General features: G+C 41.2%; 21 protein-coding genes and 1 tRNA gene. 21 read left to right on the forward strand and 1 reads right to left on the reverse strand.

The window, feature by feature from the left end; all coding sequences use genetic code 11:
• Position 1 precedes the first annotated feature (1 nt).
• The 14 genes from PKC96_03030 (at position 2) to PKC96_03095 (ending at position 15,334) form a co-directional block, all read left to right on the forward strand.
• Positions 2-1,765, forward strand: coding sequence for a sugar ABC transporter permease (locus PKC96_03030; GenBank protein ID HMM00304.1), 1,764 nt, complete (start codon positions 2-4; stop codon positions 1,763-1,765).
• Complete coding sequence (locus tag PKC96_03035; protein ID HMM00305.1) at positions 1,762-2,622, forward strand: ABC transporter permease subunit; 861 nt, start codon at positions 1,762-1,764, stop codon at positions 2,620-2,622. Before PKC96_03030 ends, PKC96_03035 begins: the two co-directional genes overlap by 4 nt.
• A 20-nt stretch (positions 2,623-2,642) precedes the next feature.
• On the forward strand, positions 2,643-4,019 hold the full coding sequence (locus PKC96_03040; protein HMM00306.1) for a hypothetical protein: 1,377 nt from the start codon (positions 2,643-2,645) through the stop codon (positions 4,017-4,019).
• Positions 4,016-5,554 carry a glycosyl hydrolase 53 family protein gene (locus PKC96_03045; protein HMM00307.1) on the forward strand — a complete coding sequence of 513 codons (1,539 nt, stop codon included), beginning with the start codon at positions 4,016-4,018 and terminating at the stop codon, positions 5,552-5,554. Before PKC96_03040 ends, PKC96_03045 begins: the two co-directional genes overlap by 4 nt.
• 64 nt (positions 5,555-5,618) lie before the next feature.
• Positions 5,619-5,693: transfer RNA gene (locus PKC96_03050), tRNA-Gln, on the forward strand.
• Positions 5,694-5,823: 130 nt separating this feature from the next.
• Complete coding sequence (locus PKC96_03055; protein HMM00308.1) at positions 5,824-6,636, forward strand: AraC family transcriptional regulator; 813 nt, start codon at positions 5,824-5,826, stop codon at positions 6,634-6,636.
• A gap of 327 nt (positions 6,637-6,963) precedes the next feature.
• The gene (locus tag PKC96_03060; GenBank protein ID HMM00309.1) at positions 6,964-7,743 is read left to right on the forward strand and encodes a hypothetical protein; all 780 of its coding nucleotides are present in this window, start codon (positions 6,964-6,966) and stop codon (positions 7,741-7,743) included.
• A gap of 124 nt (positions 7,744-7,867) precedes the next feature.
• Positions 7,868-10,363, forward strand: a complete 2,496-nt coding sequence (locus PKC96_03065) for a heavy metal translocating P-type ATPase (GenBank protein HMM00310.1) — start codon at positions 7,868-7,870, stop codon at positions 10,361-10,363.
• A 56-nt stretch (positions 10,364-10,419) separates the two neighbouring features.
• Positions 10,420-10,623, forward strand: coding sequence for a metal-sensing transcriptional repressor (locus PKC96_03070; protein ID HMM00311.1), 204 nt, complete (start codon positions 10,420-10,422; stop codon positions 10,621-10,623).
• A gap of 9 nt (positions 10,624-10,632) precedes the next feature.
• Complete coding sequence (locus PKC96_03075) at positions 10,633-11,928, forward strand: alpha-amylase family glycosyl hydrolase (protein ID HMM00312.1); 1,296 nt, start codon at positions 10,633-10,635, stop codon at positions 11,926-11,928.
• Between the two features lie 12 nt (positions 11,929-11,940).
• A complete protein-coding gene (gene smpB, locus PKC96_03080; protein ID HMM00313.1) occupies positions 11,941-12,405 on the forward strand; it encodes an SsrA-binding protein SmpB in 465 nt (154 codons plus the stop codon).
• A gap of 96 nt (positions 12,406-12,501) precedes the next feature.
• Entirely contained in the window at positions 12,502-13,410 is a 909-nt protein-coding gene (locus PKC96_03085) for an alpha/beta hydrolase (protein HMM00314.1), read from the forward strand.
• Between the two features lie 111 nt (positions 13,411-13,521).
• Entirely contained in the window at positions 13,522-13,680 is a 159-nt protein-coding gene (locus PKC96_03090) for a hypothetical protein (GenBank protein ID HMM00315.1), read from the forward strand.
• A gap of 16 nt (positions 13,681-13,696) precedes the next feature.
• Positions 13,697-15,334, forward strand: a complete 1,638-nt coding sequence (locus PKC96_03095) for an alpha-glucosidase (GenBank protein ID HMM00316.1) — start codon at positions 13,697-13,699, stop codon at positions 15,332-15,334.
• Positions 15,335-15,357: 23 nt separating this feature from the next.
• Here the strand turns inward: PKC96_03095 and PKC96_03100 are convergent, their stop codons facing one another.
• The gene (locus PKC96_03100) at positions 15,358-15,669 is read right to left on the reverse strand and encodes a hypothetical protein (protein HMM00317.1); all 312 of its coding nucleotides are present in this window, start codon (positions 15,667-15,669) and stop codon (positions 15,358-15,360) included.
• Positions 15,670-15,771: 102 nt separating this feature from the next.
• Between PKC96_03100 and PKC96_03105 the strand changes: the two genes are divergently transcribed.
• The 7 genes from PKC96_03105 to PKC96_03135 all read left to right on the forward strand — a co-directional run bounded on the left by PKC96_03105 (position 15,772) and on the right by PKC96_03135 (position 21,275).
• A complete protein-coding gene (locus PKC96_03105) occupies positions 15,772-16,248 on the forward strand; it encodes a dCMP deaminase family protein (protein HMM00318.1) in 477 nt (158 codons plus the stop codon).
• A 20-nt stretch (positions 16,249-16,268) separates the two neighbouring features.
• Positions 16,269-17,084, forward strand: a complete 816-nt coding sequence (locus tag PKC96_03110; protein HMM00319.1) for an energy-coupling factor transporter ATPase — start codon at positions 16,269-16,271, stop codon at positions 17,082-17,084.
• Positions 17,075-18,004, forward strand: coding sequence for an energy-coupling factor transporter ATPase (locus PKC96_03115; GenBank protein HMM00320.1), 930 nt, complete (start codon positions 17,075-17,077; stop codon positions 18,002-18,004). Before PKC96_03110 ends, PKC96_03115 begins: the two co-directional genes overlap by 10 nt.
• A 1-nt stretch (position 18,005) precedes the next feature.
• Positions 18,006-18,881, forward strand: coding sequence for an energy-coupling factor transporter transmembrane protein EcfT (locus PKC96_03120; GenBank protein HMM00321.1), 876 nt, complete (start codon positions 18,006-18,008; stop codon positions 18,879-18,881).
• On the forward strand, positions 18,881-19,618 hold the full coding sequence (gene truA / locus PKC96_03125) for a tRNA pseudouridine(38-40) synthase TruA (GenBank protein ID HMM00322.1): 738 nt from the start codon (positions 18,881-18,883) through the stop codon (positions 19,616-19,618). Before PKC96_03120 ends, truA begins: the two co-directional genes overlap by 1 nt.
• On the forward strand, positions 19,608-20,417 hold the full coding sequence (locus PKC96_03130; GenBank protein ID HMM00323.1) for a histidinol-phosphatase: 810 nt from the start codon (positions 19,608-19,610) through the stop codon (positions 20,415-20,417). The genes truA and PKC96_03130 overlap by 11 nt, the downstream gene beginning before the upstream one ends.
• 138 nt (positions 20,418-20,555) lie before the next feature.
• Entirely contained in the window at positions 20,556-21,275 is a 720-nt protein-coding gene (locus PKC96_03135; protein HMM00324.1) for a YebC/PmpR family DNA-binding transcriptional regulator, read from the forward strand.
• The last annotated feature ends 41 nt before the right edge of the window (positions 21,276-21,316 follow it).

Raw genomic sequence — 21,316 nt, forward strand, 5'->3', positions numbered from 1 at the left:
AATGGAGTTTAACGTAGATTCTTCCTTACCACCGAACCGTTTGGAGCGAATAGCACACTACATCAAGTGGCCCTTCACTCATTTTCGGTCAGTTTGGAATGAAAGTCTTAAAAAAGAAAGAATCGCGCTTTTAATTAATTTTTTCCTTCCCGGTATGGGAGAAATTATCTTCGGGCAATGGGAAAAAGGTGGCTTTAGATTGCTTTTGACCGCGCTCTTTGTCTATTTTATGCGTACAAGCGGAATAAGCTTTCTTAATGGAAGCATTACTCTTTCATATTTATCGCTTCCATTAGTTGCCGTTATCATTATCGTTCTTTACCTTTTTGTCTATTTCTCTTCATTTCGAATGACAACTTATTATGCGCTTCAAAAGATTAATCACGGGCAACTGCCATTGCCTTATTTAAAGCGCGCGCAAAAGTATCTTAATAAAACGCTGGCGAATTACTTCCGTAATCTTGGATACTTATATGACAAAGTGGATGTTAAAGAGCGAAGGATGCTTTCGCTTAATTACTTATTGATGGGTGCCAATCAGATCTATCATCGCCAGTTTTTATCAGGGGTATTTTATCTATTAAGCGAAGTCGGTTTCGTCATATATATGATTGTTTTTGGCGGCCGCAGTTTGATTCATTTCTTTAACATGAATACCTATGTTGGAGATCACCGGCAAGTGTTAATTTATGGAGTGATCACTTTGCTATTGATAATCTTTTTCATAATCTACTATTTTCTAGCTCAAAAAGGAGCCTTAAGCAATGCGCAATTGCGTTATGAAAAGAAATCACTTATCAGCTTTCACGGAGAAATAAAAGCGATAAATAATGAGAAATTTTATCGGCAAAGCCTCCTTGTCCCGGTTTTAGGCGCAATGCTTTTCACGGTTATTCCCTTGCTGTTTATGATTCTTCTCGCCTTTACAAATTACAATATGGCGCAGGCAATCGGCATCAATCGTTTTGCGTGGACGGGACTTGACAGTTTCCGTCAACTCTTTGATTCTTCAACAAATTTAAAAGCGCTGGTCAATGTTATTGAATGGACTTTTATATGGGCCGTTCTTGCTACTTTTACCTGTTATTTTGGAGGTTTGTTTTTAGCGATGCTCCTGCAAAAAAAGGTTATAAAACTTAAAACTTTGTGGCGGTCCCTGTTCGTTATTTCCCTAGCGGTACCCCAATTTGTTTCTTTGCGCGTGATGTATTCCATGTTCGCGGAATATGGACCTATTAATACGCTGTTGCTCAATTGGGGATGGATCAGCAGTCGAATTGATTTTTGGGGTTCGGTTTTCGCTTCTAAAACCTTAATTATTTTCATCAATATGTGGGTAGGCATTCCGTATAATATGCTTCTTATGAGTGGACTCCTGCTGAATATCCCCAACGATTATTATGAGGCGGCGGCGATTGCCGGGGCTAATCGTGGCCAGATGTTTAGGAAAATAACTTTTCCGTATATTTGGTATATGACTACGCCGGTAATTATTACCAGCTTTGTGAGCAATATCAATAACTTCAACGTCATTTGGCTGCTTAATCAAGGCGGACCAAGCGGACAGGGAACAGGTGGAGTGGCGGGAGGAACCGATATTTTAATTACCTGGCTCTATCGTTTAACGATGTATAACCAAAACACCGCTCAGTACAATATTGGGTCGGCCATAGGCATTTTGATGTTTATTATTTCGGCGACGGTCAGTTTAACGGTCTATCGTCGCTCAAATGCCTATAAGCATGAAGAGGAGTTTCGAAAATGAAAAAAATCACATCTCTTCGTCGGCAGCGTTTCTTTACTGGCGTTTGGTCTCATGCGCTCATTATATTTTTGGCAACCGTCTGGATTTTGCCCATTATTTGGGTCGGAATCAGTTCTTTTAAAAATGACCCCGGTCTAGCTTCGGCCACTTTCTTCCCTTCTTCCTTTACGCTCGATTACTATATAAAACTTTTTACCGTAACAAGCAGCCGCAAATATGTAACCTGGGTCATTAATACGATTGAAATTGCGGTGCTAAATACAATATTAACGACATTTTTTACCATCATAACCGCCTATACTCTGAGTCGCTTAAGATTTAAAATGCGCCGTCCATTGATGAATATATCGCTCATTTTGGGAATGTTTCCGGGTTTTATGGCTATGGTTGCGGTTTACTTTATCATCAATTTAATGGGACTTATCAACAACAAATTTGCGCTATTGCTAGTTTATGTTTGCGGAGCGGGACTCGGTTTCTTTATGTCGAAGGGCTACTTTGACACTATCAGTTCAGATATTGACGATGCAGCTAAAATTGACGGCGCAAACCAATGGACTATCTTCTTCAAAATATTCTTGCCATTAGCTAAACCCATCATTATATATACGGCACTTATGGCATTTATGGCCCCGTGGAATGACTTTATTTTGGCCGGGCTTATTCTTCGCGACCCCAATGAGATGACGGTGGCGGTTGGTCTTTATGCTATGGTGGAAACTCCGCGGGGCATCGTGGAAAATTTCACAATGTTTGCCGGAGGCTGCATTCTTATCGCGATTCCGATTATTATCTTATATTTGGCTTTACAACGCTTCATGGTAGAAGGAATTTCGGCCGGAGCGGTTAAAGGATAATTCAAAGGAGGTACACCAAGATGAAATTATCCCACAAACATACTCGATTATTGCCGTTTGTCGCGACACTGTTGATTCTGCCGTTAGCTGCCTGCGGAGAGGGAAATAGCTCTAGTGAAAGTAGCAGTCCTTCGCCCTCAATCGTAATTGCGGATATTACGATTGAAGAAAAAGAAAGTGTTGATTTATATGATTATGTGGACTTTTATCCCGAAGGATCGGAGGATACGATTAATTTTGTCATCACCAGCGGCGACGATGTCGTAACGATCACTGAATCCGGATATTTAACCGGTTTAAAGCCGGGGGTGGCGAATGTAACTGGAACTACTGACTCCACCGATTTGAGCGATTCGTTTACGGTTAATGTCACCGCCGCTCCCGAACCGGAGATAACTCCATGGGAACAATTTAACGACGACGGTGGTTTTGAAGCCGAAGATGCGCTGGATCGGTTTAATCTTACGGGCACGACCGCCGCATTACAAACTGTAGAGGCTGACTCTGACAGCAGTCGCAATCATGAGGGATTAGCTTTAAAACTATGGACAGGCGACTATCAAGCGGCGACAAACGAGACGCCGGAAGTTAGCAGCCTAGTTGATTTTTCTTTGGGCTATACATTTACCGATGATACTTTAGTGGCTGGAACTTATACGTTGGAATTTGATATTGTTGGCGCCCTATCCACGCTAGAAGCAGAAGTCAATGGCATAGCCTATTCTTGGGCCGACGGAGACTTAACTTTAAATGGTTCCAAATATGTCACAAACTATGTCGTCTTTGAGCAAACAAGTGAAACCTTTGAGGTGAAACTTAAATTCTTTGGAGCGAATGGCGACGTCAACTGGGGTTATGTGGATGACATCAAACTGGTGAGTGGCGATAAAAAACCGGAAATTCCCGAAGTCACCAATTTATTAAGCGATGGCAGCTTTGAAGAACTCGGGGCTGTCGGTGGTGATTTCTCAATGCAAAGTGTTTGGTCACTGACTGGAACTCCCGGCACCAATGATTGGGGAGCCAATTTAAAGGTTGATAGCAGTGGGGCCAATGACGGAAGTTACGGAATCAACTACTGGCATGGGTCCTCAACCGAAGATGATTTTACTATTTCACAAACAATCAGTGTTAGCGCCGGCACCTATGTTCTTTCCTACGATATCTATGGCGGAGACTATAGCCAAGAAAATTCGGCAAATACAACCATTAGTGTGATTCAGTCCGATTCCGTGGTGGCAAGTGAGTTTATCAGCCCAAGCGGAACGTATGCGACAATAAATTTAGCGGATTTATCTTTAGGCGAAGGAGAGGTAACCATCGCGATTCGCATTCAAACAACAGCATCCAACACCTGGATTAAATTGGACAATTTTGTCTTAACAGTCAAACAATGAAAGAGAAACTTCTTGGCTTTTTATCATTGAGTATTTTAGTTCTTTCTAGCTGCGCTGAAGGGGGGAGTAATATCTCCTCCTCTTCAGGCAACCTTAATGAACCCGCGCCTTATCGGATTCGTGATTATACTTTGAAAGTCAATCAAACGGCAACTATTATTCCGATTGGTAAAGATCAACCTTTAGATTTAACCTATGAATTTGAAGGAGATGCGATATCAATTTTCAATCATGTTATTTATATCCATCAATCGAACACAATAACCAATGTAAAAGCATGCGATGCACTTGGTCATGTCGATGAATTTGTTGTGACCTCTCCCCTGGACGAGTATGCCAGTACTCGTAACGAGGAAATAAGTGAAGAATGGCTTTCGCCTTTAAACAGCATTAAAGCGGATATTGAACATGATGATTTTCCTAAAGGCATTGATATGTCGACCGTTCAAGCCATCTATGATGCCGGAGCTGTTTATTATAATGCCGCGGGTCAAGCGGAAGATGTATTTCGGATTATCCGCGATGCGGGAGTTAATTATGTTCGCTTACGGCTTTGGAATGACCCAAATAATTACACCAGCCAAGGCAAGGTAAGTTACGGAGGCGGGAACAATGATTTAAGCACTGACTTAAAAATGGCCCATCTAGCTAAAAACGCCGGCTTAAAATTATATCTGGACATTCATTATAGTGACTTTTGGGCCGATCCAAGCAAGCAGATATTTCCTAAGGCGTGGACGAGTTTTACGACCGCCGATGAAGTCAAGAGTGCGATTTATGATTACACAAGGTCTGTTCTTAACGCCTTTGATGAAGTCGGGGCATTGCCGGATATGGTATCGCTTGGAAACGAAACGACGCCGGGAATGCTCCTGCAGTTTCCCGGCCCCACGAATGAAGAATTGACGGGTGGGGAACCCGGCTATACAACTGGCGCATATTATGCTCCAACCGCTTTAAGGGGAACCAACAAGAGTAAAAATTTTCACGATTATATCGCATCTGCCAATGCGGCGGTTAAAGATGTGGATGCCACAATATTGACAATGATACATCTTGCAAAAGGTCTCAGTGATTCCAACTATATTATCGATTATTTTAATCAGTTTAACGATATTGATTATGATGTCATCGGCCTATCTGCCTATCCTTACTATCAGGGGCGACCATCGGTAATAAAAAGTGGGCTAATCTCCGTTGCCGACGCATTTCCCAGCAAGAAGATAACGTTGGCCGAGACAAGTTACGGATATACATTCGCAAAGGATGCTCTTGTCAGCAATATTTTTGATAATGGTGAGGTAATAAGTGGCTATCCGGTTTCTACATCAGGCCAAGCGCTGATGATAAGGGATTTGCTTGAAGCGGTCGATAGTATTGAAAATGGCTATGGTCTTTTTTATTGGGAAGGGGCCTTTATTCCTGTCAAAGGGGTTGGCTGGGCCGATAGTCGAAGCAAAAATTCGTGGGCCAATCAAGCCTTATTCACCTATGATGGGCACGTTTTGCCATCAATAAATGTCTTTAACGACTAAAGGGCGCACTGAACAATTTTTTTCTAGCATTTTTCACTGGGTTAGCGTAATATAATAATGCATTTGCCGAGTGGACAAGTGGTAAGTCAAGAGGCTCTGAACCTCTCATGCATAGGTTCGAATCCTATCTCGGCAGCCAGTGAATAATGTCCCGGGTTTATTAATCCGGGTTTTTATATATTTGCCAAGTTGAAAAATCCAATTGATTCCTTATACTTAAAGTAGTTCCATTATTTTTTAGCCAATTTCATAAAGGGGGGTTATGAAACATGGATTCATCGTATAATCACGCCGACAATATGCTCGAATTACAACTTTTTTCGACAGGGAAAGACTTGCAAAAAGTTCTTTTTAGTTCTCAAGAGCGAGAACTAAATCGGCATATCTTATATTACGTATTAGACGGAAAAGCCGATTTAAAAATTAGGGATAAGAAATATCCGATTAAAAAGGGAATGCTCTTTATTATGCTTCCTAAAGTAAAAATGGAAATTATAAATCAGGATTCCGATTTTGAAACACAATGGATTAGTATGTCCGGGGCCTTTATAGACAAAGTAATATATGATCTAACTATTAATTCGGTTGATCCATATTACTATGATAAGGACTTATCGCTTAAGACGTATTTAATTGGTTTAGGAAAAATTTATAGCGATTTAGGATATCTTGATTTAAGGGCTTTAGGAATAGTTTATTATATTTTTGGTTTCCTTTTTTCCCGTCGAGAACCGATAGAAGAAATACTGGACGATCAAGGTCGCGACCTTTTTGCATTAAAAAATTATATTGCTTCCAATATTAATCAGCGGATTACGATCAAAGATTTGGCCAATGAAATTAATAACACGCCGGCTTATGTGGCCTCCCTATTTAAAAAAAGCGAAGGCGTGTCACCTAAAAGATACCTAACCAAGTATCGAATGGAGAGGGCAAAATTCCTTTTGCTCACGGGGAATTACCGAGTCAAACAGATCGCTTCAATGGTTGGATATGATGACCAACTGCATTTTTCTACGGAATTTCGGAAAAATGTTGGCAAATCACCCCTTCATTTTGCGCAAGAAATTGAAAATATTTAGTTGCAAAATTTAGAATTTTGCAACAGATAATTTTACTTAAAAGTTTAACTAAAATTACTACATGTATTTAATTTTTTTTGTAGATTTGCGTTTTTAAAACAAATTTAAGGCTTTAAATCGCTTGTTTGTGCAAAAAGCCCCCACTTAAATCTAACTTATTTTTGTAAAAATATATTGATTTTTTCTTGGGCTCAATTAAAATATTGTTAGCGGTTACTATACTTTTTTGCATCAAATAAATTGATTTCAATTCTATCAGTTATTTTTGGCAAAAAGGAAAGTAGCAATATTATGAGGTAAATTAATATAATTTTGGAGGGCCTCAAGATGAGAAAAATAATGTCAAAGATAGTTATGACCACAGCCGTTCTTCTATCCTTTGGATCATTTGCTGTCAAAGGAAGCGTTCGTGATGTTGAAGTTAAGGCGGCGACTACTGAGACTAAACGCGTTTGGTTTTCACCCGATTATGTTGAGTGGTGGACGGGAGACTCAGCTAACTCTCAAGTTGGCATCTACTATTTTGGCGGATCGGTTCAAGCGACTTGGGCTGGCGTTGGCATGCTCCATGATAGTGCGAATAGTCTCTGGTATTATGACGTTCCTTCTGATACGACAACGGTTATTTTTACGCGAATAAAAGTGGCTATTCCTAATGAGGCTTTTAATCAGACTGTGAATGTGCCAGTTGGAGGTTGTAATACTTATAAATATGAGTTATGGAATTCCGATGTGGAGGGCAAGAATGAGGTTTCAGGTGCAATAGCGTTTTCTCCCGTGACCACGGATGTTGTTTCAAATTTTGCCGCAACGTTAGATACATCGGCTGAAATATGTAACTCGTCGGCCGTAGCAACGGCCTTAAGTACCTATAATAGTTTATCAACATTTGAAAAGAATCAGTTTGATAGTTTGGCTGTCGGCGGATCAGAGACGGGTGCCACCCGTTTAGATTACTTGCAGGCGCTTTATGGAGTAAATTCGGACTCGCTTCCAGCTCTGGTTAGTGAAGGTGGTTCATCCGAACTCATAGTTACAATAGGTATAATTGGTTTAACTTTACTCGGCGGATTCTACTTTCTTAACAAAAAAAAAATTAAAGGATGAAGATTAGTTGTTAATTTAATGCTTATCAAGGTACTGACTAAGTCGGTACCTTTTCGTTTTATTTTACAAAGTAATATAAACAAGCTATTATATAGATACCCCTAGGGGGTGTTAGGAGAGAGCAATGGAAGAAAAAAAGTACAAGATCACCGGTATGTTTTGCGCGGCTTGCGAGTCGCACGTTCATAATGCGGTAGCAAAACTTCCGGATATAGAAAAAGTTGAAGTAGCTTTATTGACTAACTCAATGAAGGTCGTCTTTAAGAATAAGGCAAATGACGAAGAGGTTTTTAAGGCGGTACACGAAGCCGGATATGAGGCTTCATTTTCACTGGATGAAAGTGTTAAAACGAGAAGAAAAGCCCGCAAAAAGGAACTGACCAAAACGCGCAATAAACTTATTGTTTCGTTTGCACTATTAGCCGTGCTCATGTATTTCTCAATGGGAATGATGTTTAATTGGCCTCTTCCGTTTACTGAGGCATGGGTACTTGTTGGCATCCAGATGGTTTTGGCGCTGGGAATAATCATTATTTACTTTAATTATTTTATCCATGGTTTTAAGTCGTTATTTAAACTGCATCCCAACATGGAGACCTTAATTGCCGTTGGCAGCAGTGTGTCCTTTGTGTATGGAGCATACGCATTTGCTCTCATCGTCATGGGAACCGTCAATAATAACGAAGACATAATACATATGTGGATGCATAATGTTTACTTTGAAGCGGCTGGAATGATTATAACTTTAGTTAGTTTAGGAAAATACTTTGAAGCCCTGGCTAAAGCGAAAACAACCACGAGTTTAGAGAAACTTATGGAATTAACTCCGGAAACGGTTTTGATTACGACCGAAAGCGGAATAAAAGAAATGGCTATTGGCGAGGTGCATGTCGGGGACACTTTACTCGTTCGACCGGGGGCAAGAGTTCCTCTGGATGGCAAAATAGTTACCGGATATGGACATATTGATGAAGCCGCTATTACCGGCGAGTCACTTCCCGTTTATAAAAAAGTGGGGGACAGCGTCATAGGAGCGACAATGAATAAAACGGGCTCGTTTACGATGACCGTGGAGCGTGTTGGTGAAGACACTACTATTAAGAAGATAATTAAACTAGTGGAGGAAGCCGCGAGTTCCAAGGCTAAATTGGCGGCCCTTGCTGATCGTGTTTCGGCCGTTTTTGTTCCGATAGTCATCGGTATTGCCTTATTAACTTTTCTGGGATGGCAGATTTTTAACCGAGATACGGCATTTGCTGTTGATATGGCGGTGAGTGTTCTAGTTATTTCATGCCCGTGCGCTTTAGGTCTTGCCACTCCCGTCGCCGTGATGGTTGGGACAGGGAAAGGAGCCGAAAACGGAATATTGGTCAAATCGGCATCCGCTTTTGAAGATCTAAGTCGAGTAGATGCAATCGTTTTTGATAAGACCGGAACCATTACCAGTGGGCATCTAGTAGTCAGTGCGCTTGAAGTTATCGACCGGAAACGTAAAGACGAAATCTTAACGGCAATTCGAAGTTTGGAAGAATTGAGCGATCATCCTTTGGCGATGGCGCTGGGAGCTTATTTGAATTCACTCGGATATTCGAGCCACGAAGTTGATGAGTTTGATTACTCACCCGGATTGGGCGTAAAAGGAATTTATCAAGGCAAGAAGTATCTAGTCGGCAATCAAGCGCTGCTGGAAAATAACGGAGTAAAAGTAGTAAGCAAGAAAACCCGGGTTACTACTCCGAAGGGAGCCAGTATCATCTACTTTGCTCTGGATAACGTCTATAGCGGGTTTGCGGCTTTGAAAGATGAAATAAAGCAAGAAGCCCATCATTCGATAAAACTTCTTCAAGAAAACGGACATCAACTCTATTTAGTTAGTGGAGATAATGAAGAGGTGGCAACTAGTTTGGCACAGGAGGTGGATATCAAGCATGTCTATAGCGGAATTCGTCCAGAAGGAAAAGTGGCCATTGTCAATCAATTGAAACAGGAAGGAAAAATTGTCGCCATGGTCGGGGACGGAATCAATGATGCTCCGGCTTTAGAAGCCGCTGATGTCGGCATTGCCATCGGATCAGGAACAGATATCGCGCTTGATTCGGCGGATATAATATTGGTTCGGAGTTCACTAAATGATCTGGTAAATGCTTTCCTCTTATCGAAAAAAGTGGTGAACAATATTAAAATGAATCTCTTTTGGGCCTTCATTTATAATATAATCGGTATTCCGGTGGCCGCCGGAATCTTCTATACGGCTTGGGGCTGGAAGTTAAATCCGATGATTGCCAGCGGTCTAATGTCGATATCATCGGTAAGCGTAGTCTTAAATGCGCTCCGGATAAAACGTGTTAAAATAAGTAAAGTCGATACTGGTCAAAATTTTCAAGAAATCAATAAGGAGAAAAATAATATGGAAAAAGAAACATTAAAGATTGAAGGAATGATGTGCATGAATTGCCAGATGCATGTTACTAAGGCGCTAGAAGGAATTGAAGGCGTCGAAAAGGCTCTGGTTGACTATAAAACTGGTAAGGCTATAATTGACGTAAATCATTCGGTTGACGATGCGCAAATCGCCAAAGCGGTAGCCGCTGCCGGATATAAGTATGTCGGTCGCGAATGATTATGCAGGCGAATAGAAAAAAAGTCGTTCGCTATCTCAATGTTGCAAAGGGATAACTGGACGGCGTAAGCCGGATGGTGGATAATGATGCTTATTGCATCGATATCTCCAACCAAATTCTCGCTGCAATATCGGTTTTAAAGAAGGCCAACAATGAGATTATTCTCGCTCACCTTGGGCATTGCGTCCGTAATTCCCAAGGTGATGATCTCGAGGATAAACTAGATGAAATTAAACGGCTTCTCGACCGCATCGATTAAGGAGTAAACATGGATTTATCGTCTAAAAGGCATCAACTGCGAAATGCAACTATCTATCAAATTTTTCCGCGCAACTATTCGGTAGCCGGCAATCTGAATGCGATTACAAAAGATTTGCCACGACTCAGTGATTTAGGAATAGATTTTATTTACCTTCTTCCCATTCATCCCATCGGTGAAAAAGACCGCAAAGGGAAAATGGGTAGTCCTTATTCAATCAAGGATTACCGGGCTATATCGCCGGATCTTGGCACGATACAGGATTTTGACACCCTCGTTCGCGAAGCTCACAATCTCGACATCAAAATCATGATGGATGTTGTTTTTAATCATACCTCACGCGACTCGGTACTGTTGATCGATCATCCGGATTGGTTTTATTTAAAAGACGGAAAACCGGCCAACCGGGTCGGCGACTGGTCGGATATTGCTGATCTGGATTTTTCTAAACCCGAGCTTCGCCAGTACCTGATTGATACCTTAATCTTTTGGGTGAAGCGCGGAGTTGATGGATTTCGCTGCGACGTAGCTCCGATCATTCCTCTTGATTTTTGGATTGAAGCCCGGAAAAAAGTTGCTCAGGAGAAGGCCGATGTTGTATGGTTGTCGGAATCAATTGAGCCGGAGTTCATCAAATGGATGCGGGAGCAGGGCTATGAAGCCCACAGCGATGCCGAAATGTACCAGGCTTTTGATATTCTCTATGATTATGATGTTTACGGTTATGCCCGGAACTTTTTTCAAAAGAAAAATTCGCTTAATAAATATGTCGAGGCTTTTGCCATGCAAGAGTACGCCTTTCCGGAGGATTATTTAAAACTCCATTTTGCCGAAAATCACGATGTGGAACGTATTCATGCATTGATACCGGACTTGTCGACTCTGCGTAATTTTACCGCTTGGAGCTTCTTTGCATCGGGAGTGGGTTTTTTATACGCCGGTCAAGAAACATTAGCAGACAAGCGACCTGATTTATTCGAAAAAGATCCGATTGATTTAAACATCAAGGATCAAAAGTTTTACGACTTTATTAAACGGTTAATTGAAATAAAGAAGTTGCCGGTTTTTAATCGGAAGACGCGTTTTGATGTTCGTAAAGACGAAAATAGTGATGTGATAATTGCCCGTATCAAGGACAAGGAAAGCGAGTATGCCGGCATTTTTAATTTAACCGGTCTAGAAGTAGGTGTCAGCACGAATATTAAAGATGAGGAATTAACGGATATCATCACCGGTGATAGTTATCCCCTTCGTAACGGCAAGATTATTGTTCAGGAACCGATAATTGCCAAGATTGACGAGTAAGCGGAACAAAATATGAAAACAAGTGGCGAAAAACTCATTAGCAACAATCGTAAAGCACATTTTAACTACTTTTTGAGTGACTTTCGAGAAGCGGGCATCGTTTTGACTGGCACCGAAATAAAGTCACTTCGGCTTCACTCCTGCGATCTTAATGATGCTTACGTTATTTTTCGTAGCGGAGCACCTTATATTATCAATATGCATATCGCTCCATACGATAAGGGCAATATTTTTAATCATGATCCATTAAGGGAACGCAAACTTTTGCTCCATAAGCGAGAGATACTCAAACTTGCCCAGGAAGTTAAAGAGCAGAGTGTTACGGTAATTCCCACCCGCATCTATTTTAAAAATGGTTTAGCCAAAGTTGAAATTGCTCTTGGCAAGGGTAAGAAATTATATGATAAGCGGGAAACAATAAAAAAGCGTGACGATGAAAGAGCGATGGCTAAAGCGCAAAAAGGCAGTCACGAGTAAAAAAGACTAATATTTTATGAAAACTTTTTTGATGGTTAATACCATCTTTTTTTTATGCTCAAATTGGCTTAATATATAAACAAGAGGTTGTCAAAAATGGATAAACAAATAATTACTGTTTATGAGGAGAATTCTACTCTTCTTGGCTACGCTTGGAAGAATGAGAAGATTGAAGGTCATATTGTGATAGTAAGTGGCATGGAGGAATATGCTGCTCGCTATGAGCGGTTGGCACTTTTTCTTTGCGAAAATCATTTTGATGTTTATTCTTTAGATTTTTTCGGGCAGGGACTAAATGTTCAAAAGGGAAGTAATTCCCTGGGCGCGGTTCCCGAAAAGGCCTTTAAGATTTATGTGGAAGCTATTCGTTCGATGATTAGAAAATTATCGTCTAGCGATGGCAAGCCAATCTATATTATCGCCCATTCCATGGGCTCATTTATCGCTCAAAAGGTGGTGCAAAATCCGGATTTACCGGTTAAGGGATTGGTATTGTCGGGTAGTAATGGTCCGGATATCAGTTTTAAGTTGGGCAGTTTCCTTTCTTTCGTTCTTATCAATAAACGCAATTGGAACAAAAAAGCGGTTTTCTTTAATAATTTGGCGTTTGGCGGTTACGCAAAAGCTGTCCCCGGAGCCAAAACCAAGTTTGACTGGTTGAGTTATAACGAGGAAAATGTCAAGAATTATATAGCCGACCTTTATTGCGGATACGGCTCAACCAATGGCTTTTATCATGAATTTATGCACTTTTTAGCCCATTTATACAGCACAAAAGGTCTGCGTCAAGTGGAAAAGGACTTACCAATTTTGCTTATTGCCGGTGCGGAAGATCCGGTTGGCCATAATGGTAAAGGGGTTGAAAAATTAAATAATCTTTATCATCGGCACAAGCTTAACGGAGTAACGAAAATTATCTATCACCATATGCGGCATGAGATTTTTAATGAAAAAGATTATCTTCTCGTCTATCAAGACGTGCTTAGTTTTATCAAAAAAATATAAGTTTTTAACTATTTCTTTTTTCCAGGATTAGCGGCAATTTTTTGCCTCAACGAAAAACTATTACCTTAACAAAGCAATCATGCTAAAGTAAACATAAAGGAGCTATTATCTATGGATGAAAAGAAAATAAGCAAGATACAAGACAAGAGGGACAAACCGCAAAACATCTCCGAAGATGATAGCGATGATTTAGCTGCCTGGCGAGCCTATAGCAAGCAGAAAACAAAACCGGTCAATGTTGAGGAAATGTTGGCCTTGCTTGATCGATAAAGAGGGAGATTAAAAAATGGGAAAAGAACCAAAGTGGTGGGAAAATGCCGTCTTCTACCAGATTTATCCGCGCTCATTTGCCGATAGCAATAACGATGGTATCGGTGATATACCCGGCATTATTCTTAAGTTGGATTATTTAAAAGAACTTGGGGTGGATGCCATTTGGCTTTCTCCGGTGTATAAGAGTCCTAATAAGGATTATGGTTATGATATATCGGATTATTGCGACATTAATCCAGAATATGGCACTTTGGATGACATGAAACAACTTTTTTCCGAAGCCAAAAAACGTAATATTCGCATTGTAATGGACCTGGTTGTCAACCATACCTCCGATCAGCATCCATGGTTTTTGAAAAGCAAAGATATAAATTCCCCTTATCATGATTATTACATTTGGCAACCGGGCAAAATCGGTAAAAAAGGAAAAATTGAACCCCCCAATAATTGGGACTCGATGTTTATCGGCAGCGCTTGGGGATATGAGAAAAGTAACAATTTGTTTTTCTTGCATTTATTTACTCCCGAGCAACCGGACTTAAATTGGCGCAACCCAAAGGTGTTGGAAGAAGTGGAAAATATCATGCGCTTTTGGCTTGATCTTGGGGCAGCTGGGTTTCGCTGCGATGTCATCAACTGCATTTGGAAAGACAGCTTGGCGGATGGAAAAAAGACCAAATATTTAACTGGGAAAGAATTCTATTTATCACGCCCCGGATGCCATCAAATATTAAAGCGGATTAATCATGATGTGCTTGCGCCCGCCGAGGCTTTCACCGTTGGCGAAACGACGCAAGTAAAACTTGAAGACGCCGTGCAGTTTACCCACGATGAATTAACGATGGTTTTCCCCTTTGATCACACGAGTGTCGATCAGGGATCGGTGCCGATATTTAAGAAGAAATACCGCCCACAAAAGATGATTGCGGCTTTAGATAAGTGGCAGACCCATGTGGATTGGAATCCTATTTTCTTTGAGAATCACGATATCCCCCGCTCTGTTTCGCGTTTTGGCGATGATAAAAAGTTGCGGGAAGAATCGGCTAAAATGCTGGCGACAATTCTTTTGACTCTTCGTGGAACACCCTTTATTTTTGAGGGAGAAGAAATTGGAATGCGCAATGTGCCGTTCAAAAATGTCAAGCAAATGAAAGATGTTACGGCCTATAACATTTACAATCTTCTCACTAAGCAGTATTTGTTACCCCGACCGATTGTTTTTAAATTAATAATGAACATAGCACGCGACCATGCTCGCGTACCGATGGCTTGGGATGGAAGCCCTAACGGCGGCTTTTCGCTTACTGACCCGTGGCTGATGGCCACTCCCGACTTCGGCAAAATTAATGTCAAGGCGGACATCGCCAACGCAAATGGGATATTTAACTACTATCGAAAGCTAATTGCCTTAAGAAAAGTAACCCCGGCGCTATATGCGGGAACTTACACTAAGGTAGATGCTGACAGTGATGTCTACGCTTATTATCGAGATTATAAAAAAAGTAGATATCTCGTATTGGCAAATATGGGATCAAAGATTAGAAAACAGCCTTTCTGCCAAGGGGAATTGGTACTGGCCAACTATTCAGACAGTTCGGTTGCCAATAAAAAAATTAGACCTTACGAAAGTCTGATTATAAAAATCAAGTAGCCGAAATTGATTCTAAAGACCACCTACTGGCGGTCTTTTTGTTTATTAATAAAGATTATCTGCTCCTTTTTGAGTTGATATTCGCTTTGAAGGGCTTTTCTTTTTGTGGCAAACATAATCCATAGACATAAAAATAAAATTGCCAGAAGATAAAAAGCAACGGCCAGTAAAAGAAGCAGTGAAATAAAATTGGCAAAATAAAAAGCCAAAAGAAAACTGGCGATAAAAAAGACGATTAGAAATAGCATTCCCATCATGTTGCTTTTCTTTTCAAAGGAATGAATATTGATTTCGTAATCGGCCAGAAGACGATTTTGTTCATCGGTAAAATACATAATGCACCTTTTTCTTTATCTATGATAAAGCAAAAACGATATTTATTAAAGAAAAGTATCTAAAGTTCATGGTATAATAGGCGCGATATGGAGGAAGACAAGATGGGCAAACGTGTTGGTTATATAAGTTGGGATGAGTACTTTATGGGGATTGCCCTTCTCAGTACCTTTCGTTCAAAAGACCCTTCTACCCAAGTGGGAGCCGTAATTGTGGACAATGACAATAAAATAGTCAGCGTAGGCTATAATGGCATGCCGATTGGGATGGATGATGATGCACTGCCGTGGGAACATGGGGAAGGCTTAGAGAGCAAGTATCTTTACGTCTGCCATGCGGAATTCAATGCGATTTTGAATACGCGCAACGGATCGGCATTGAAAGGTTGTAAACTCTATGTAACTCTTTTCCCCTGTAACGAATGCGCTAAGGCGATTATTCAAAGCGGAATCGCGGAAATTATTTATGCCGATGATAAATATGCCGATAGTGTAACCACGATTGCCAGCAAGAAAATGCTTGCGATGGCCGGAGTTAAAATTAGAGCCTATGAAGGCAAAATCCCGGCGATTAAATTCTAAATTCAAGAAAGCAGATATTCATGGAAGCAATAAAAGCAACAGATATAAAATTTGGCTATGAGGCCGACAAGGAAGTTCTTCATGGGGTTTCTTTTCGGGTGCCGGCGGGCTCGTATGTTTCGATAATTGGTCATAATGGCAGTGGCAAATCAACCCTTGCTAAATTAATTATCGGTCTTTTGGAAGCCCAATCCGGCAGTATTGAAATCTTCGGCGAAAAACTTAACGAAGATACGGTAAATGAAATTCGCCGCCGCGTGGGAATTGTCTTTCAAAACCCCGACAATCAATTTATCGGAGCGACGGTGCGTGATGATATCGCCTTCGGATTGGAAAATCGGGCTGTTCCTCGCGAAAAAATGGACGCGATAATTAACAATGCGGCTCATGTGGTGGGTATGGAAGAATTTCTTGAAAAGGAGCCGACCAATCTATCGGGTGGACAAAAGCAAAGGGTGGCAATTGCTGGAGTTATTGCGATGAATCCCGATATTGTCATTTTTGATGAGGCGACGGCAATGCTTGATCCCCGTGGCAAAAAAGAGATCCATCAGGTAATTGCTAAAATGCGCGGTGACCATCCTAATCTAACTATTCTTTCCATTACCCATGATATTGAAGAAGCCTATCTAAGCGACTATATTCTGGTTTTAAGTGGCGGCAATGTTCTTCTCGAAGGCAGCCCGGATGAGGTTTTTTCGCAGGAAGAAATTCTTTTAAAAAACAATTTAGATATCCCTTTCTTCTATAAGATGAAAAGATCATTGACGAAACAGGGAATTGATGTTTCTAATATCAGTGACCTAGAAGGGTTGGTGAAATATCTATGCCGATAGAATTTAAAGCGGTGGATTTTACTTATTCACCCCACTCGCCCTTTGAGTATGAAGCGCTTAAAGATATTAACTTAGTTATCGATGGACATGGTTTCAGCGCCATCGTCGGTCATACCGGGAGTGGAAAATCGACTCTGGTTCAGATGATTAATGGCTTGCTTTTACCCTCTTTCGGCGCGGTGGCTGTCGATGATGAAGTAATCGTGCCCGAAAAAAGAAAAAAATATGAACGCCGACTAGATAAAAACAAGGGCAATAACCCGCGTTTTAAAACCTTGCTTGAATTTATTAAAATCAAGAAAGATTATCAGTTAAAGAGTATTCGCAAAAAAGTGGGCATTGTTTTTCAGTTTCCCGAATATCAACTTTTCGAGGAAACTGTAGAAAAAGATGTGGCGTTTGGACCGCTCAATTTTGGATTTAATAAAGAGGAAGCACTGAATAAAGCTCACATTGCGCTAAAAAAGGTCGGATTGGACGAGAGTTATTTTTTACGTTCACCGTTCGAATTAAGCGGCGGCGAACGCCGCCGAGTGGCAATCGCAGGTATTATCGCTACGGAACCCGACATCTTGATTTTAGATGAGCCGACCGCCGGTCTTGATCCTCAAGGAGCCAAAGCGATGATGAACCTTTTTGATTCCATCCACCAAAGAGGTACGGGCATAATCATGGTCACCCACGATATGGATATCGTTCTTCGATATGCTCAAGAAGTTATCGTCATGAAAGCGGGCCGCATCGTCGAACGGAGAACGCCGATTGAACTCTTTGGGCAAGATAATGAGGACTTTTCTTTGGAAATACCAATGCTATATCAAGTGGCAAAAAAGATGATAGCGGCGGGATATCCAGTCGATATCCGCTCTTTGAAGAGTGAAGAGGATTTGGCTAAGATGATTGCCAAGGGGAGAAAGTAAAATGCAAAACATTACTTTAGGTCGCTACATCCCCTTTAATTCTTTCATCCATCGCGCGGATCCGCGACTAAAACTATTCTCGGTTATCGTAATTATGGTGATGGTTTTTTTCCGGTTCTCCTCAACCGAAATGAATTTTATCATGTACGGCATTTTAGGTTTGCTTATTTTAGCCTTAATGCTGATAGCGCATATTCGAATTCGCTCTCTATTTCGCCAGCTGAAAGCCCTGTGGATGATGATGATAATTCTTCTTATCATCAATATTTTCACCTTCCGAACCGCGGGCGATAAGGTATGGTTTACCCTTTTTAATTATTCTTTTTATTACTCACCGTTTATTCAGACTGCCTATATTTTTCTGCGTTTAGTGCTGATGATCGCTTTGACGATGGTCTTGACCGGAACTACGCGACCTTTGGACTTAACTTATGCATTAGAATGGTATATGTATCCGTTGAAGTTTATTCATTTTCCCGTTCATGAAGTGGCGATGACGATTTCCATCGCCCTGCGTTTTATTCCGACCCTTCTTGATGAGACCGGGCGAATTATGAAAGCACAGGAAAGTCGAGGCGTCGATTTTAAAAAGGGTAAAATTAAGGAGCGATTACGGGCGATTGTCGCACTTATCATTCCGCTTTTTATTTCTGCTTTTCAGCGCAGCGATGACTTGGCAAACGCGATGGAAGCTCGCGGCTATAATCCCAGCGCTAAAAGAACACGTTATCGGATATTGAAATGGCGACCAGCAGATACGTTGGCCTTTGTTTTGACCTTGGCGACCTTGGGCGCTTTTATCTATCTTGATGTGGCAAAAGTGGATTTTTATCTTTTAATCAAAGACCTGATCAATGTTGTTCGAGGCCTTTTCTGATGCGCTATCTAATGAAAATTGCTTATGATGGGACGGATTATTATGGCTGGCAGAGGCAGATAAGCAAACCGACAATCGAAGCGACAATTGAGAACTGTCTCAGTCAAATTCTCAATCAAAAGACACTGATATACGGTGCCGGCCGGACAGACGCTGGTGTCCATGCTTACGGACAGTGTGCGCATTTTGATAGCGATAAAGAACTCGATCTTGCGGTCTTGCGAAATGGGCTTAATTCGCTACTTCCTAAAAGCATTCATATAATTAGCCTTGAAGTTGTTCCCGAAACTTTTCACGCACGTCACTCCGCCAGCGGAAAGCATTATCGCTACCGGATTAATCTGCAGGATGAAAATCCTTTTGATCGGTTTTTTTCCTATACAATACGTACCCCAGCATTCGACATTGATAAACTGAAAGCGGGAGCGGAACTTTTTATCGGTGACCATTATTTTTTCAATTACACCGTACGCAAGGAAGATGAAAGAAATTTTCATCGATTTGTGAAAGATATAAGAATAAACACGGAAAACAAAATTCTGACGCTGGATTTTTTTGCTGATGGCTTTATGCAATATCAAGTGCGAATGATGGTAGGAACTCTTATCGCCTTAGCCGAAGGTAAAATTGAACTTGAAGATATCAGAAATTCACTTCAAGACGGAATTCGCCGGCCCATATCATATAAAGCCCCGGCCCAAGGATTGGTGTTAGTGGAGGTTTTTTATGAGAGATAGGCCTTTGGATTATTGCCTTCATACCCACACAAAGAGATGTGGTCATGCCTTTGGTGAAGACGAAGAATATGTGCAAGCGGCCATAGCCGCAGGGATTAAAGTTCTCGGATTCAGCGACCATATATTCCTCCCCGACATTTTCCATCCTCATATGCGAGGCGATTTTTCAATGCTTGATGAGTATATTGATTCACTGAGCAAACTAAAAGAAAAGTATCGCGCGCAAATTGAGATTCATATCGGATTTGAAGCCGAGTATCTAATTGGACTGGAAGATGTACTGAATAGAATTCATTCCTATCCGGGAATCGAATATTTTATTCTTGGTCAACATTGTTTTTACGATTCCGACACTAAGGATACCGCTTCTTATTTTTATGACCAATCATCAAGGATGAAAGAGGAAATAATCCATTATCGGGATGATTTAATCAAAGGTATGAAAAGCGGATTATTCCGTTATGTATGCCACCCGGATTTATTCATGTGCGTCTATCCGGAATTTGATGATTTTGCCCGGAATATAGCGCAGACAATAATTGATTCGGCCATCGAATGCGATATCCCCCTGGAATTGAATTTTGGTGGGCCGCGGGTGGGCAAAAGAAAATACGGCAATCAGCTGCGTTTTCGCTATCCAGTTATCGAATTTTGGCAAATGGTGGCGGATAGTAAAGCCAAAGTGGTAATCGGAGTAGATGCGCATAGTCCCAATGATTTTAAATTAGAAAAAAGTTATGCCGAACTTCGAGATTTTTTTGCCCTTGATTTGAATTATGTTCACCCGACAGTTCGCTAAAAAAAGCAAAAAGTAGTGGAAAATATTAGTAGATATTATGCCCGAGTGCTAAAATATTGTTGAGATTTGTCATCAAAGTCTTTTTATGACGGCCAAAATGACAGATAAAAACTTAATTTCGAACAGAGGTATTTATTTATGGGAAGACATTTTGAGGTTCGAGCCGCTGCGATGGCCGGCTCTGCTGCTAAAAAATCCGCTCTTTATATGCGGGCGAGTAAAGAGATTTATATGGCGGCTAAATCGGGCATTCCCGATCCGGATTCTAACTTAGCGCTTCGCTCCGCCATTGAAAAATTTAAAGGCCAAGGCGTAACGAAAGACGTTATTGATCGGGCGGTCAAGAAGGCTTCCGGCGCGGGCGATCAAGAAGCCTATATTGCCGGTCGCTATGAGGCGATGGGCCCGGGGGGATCCAATCTTATTATCGATACTTTAACCGACAACGTTAATCGGGCGTTGGTTGATGTTCGCACGACCATTACCCGCAAGGGCGGACAATTGGCTTCCGTCGGTTATAACTTTACGGAAACCGGGGTCTTTGCTTTTAAGGGTTTTAACCGGGATGAGGTTGAAGAAACACTTATTCTCAATGACGTTGACGTTTGGGATGTTAGCGAGAGCGAAGGGATTGTTCAAGTTTCAGTTGCCCCCACCGAATTTGCACATGCCCGCGACCAATTAACCGCGATGGGAGTCAAAGATTTTGACATGGCGGAAATTAGAATGGTAGCTAATGATAAGATTAAACTCGAAGGCGATGAACTGGTTAAGTTTCAGCAGCTTCTCGATATGCTGGATGAAGTTCAGGATGTTCAGGGTGTCTATCATAATGTCGATATGAGCGGTGAAGAATAGCCGATATCAAGGGATTAAAAAAGGGCAATAGTTGCCTTTCA

Source organism: Bacilli bacterium (genome assembly GCA_035326105.1).
Lineage (GTDB): Bacteria > Bacillota_I > Bacilli_A > RFN20 > CAG-826 > UBA7706.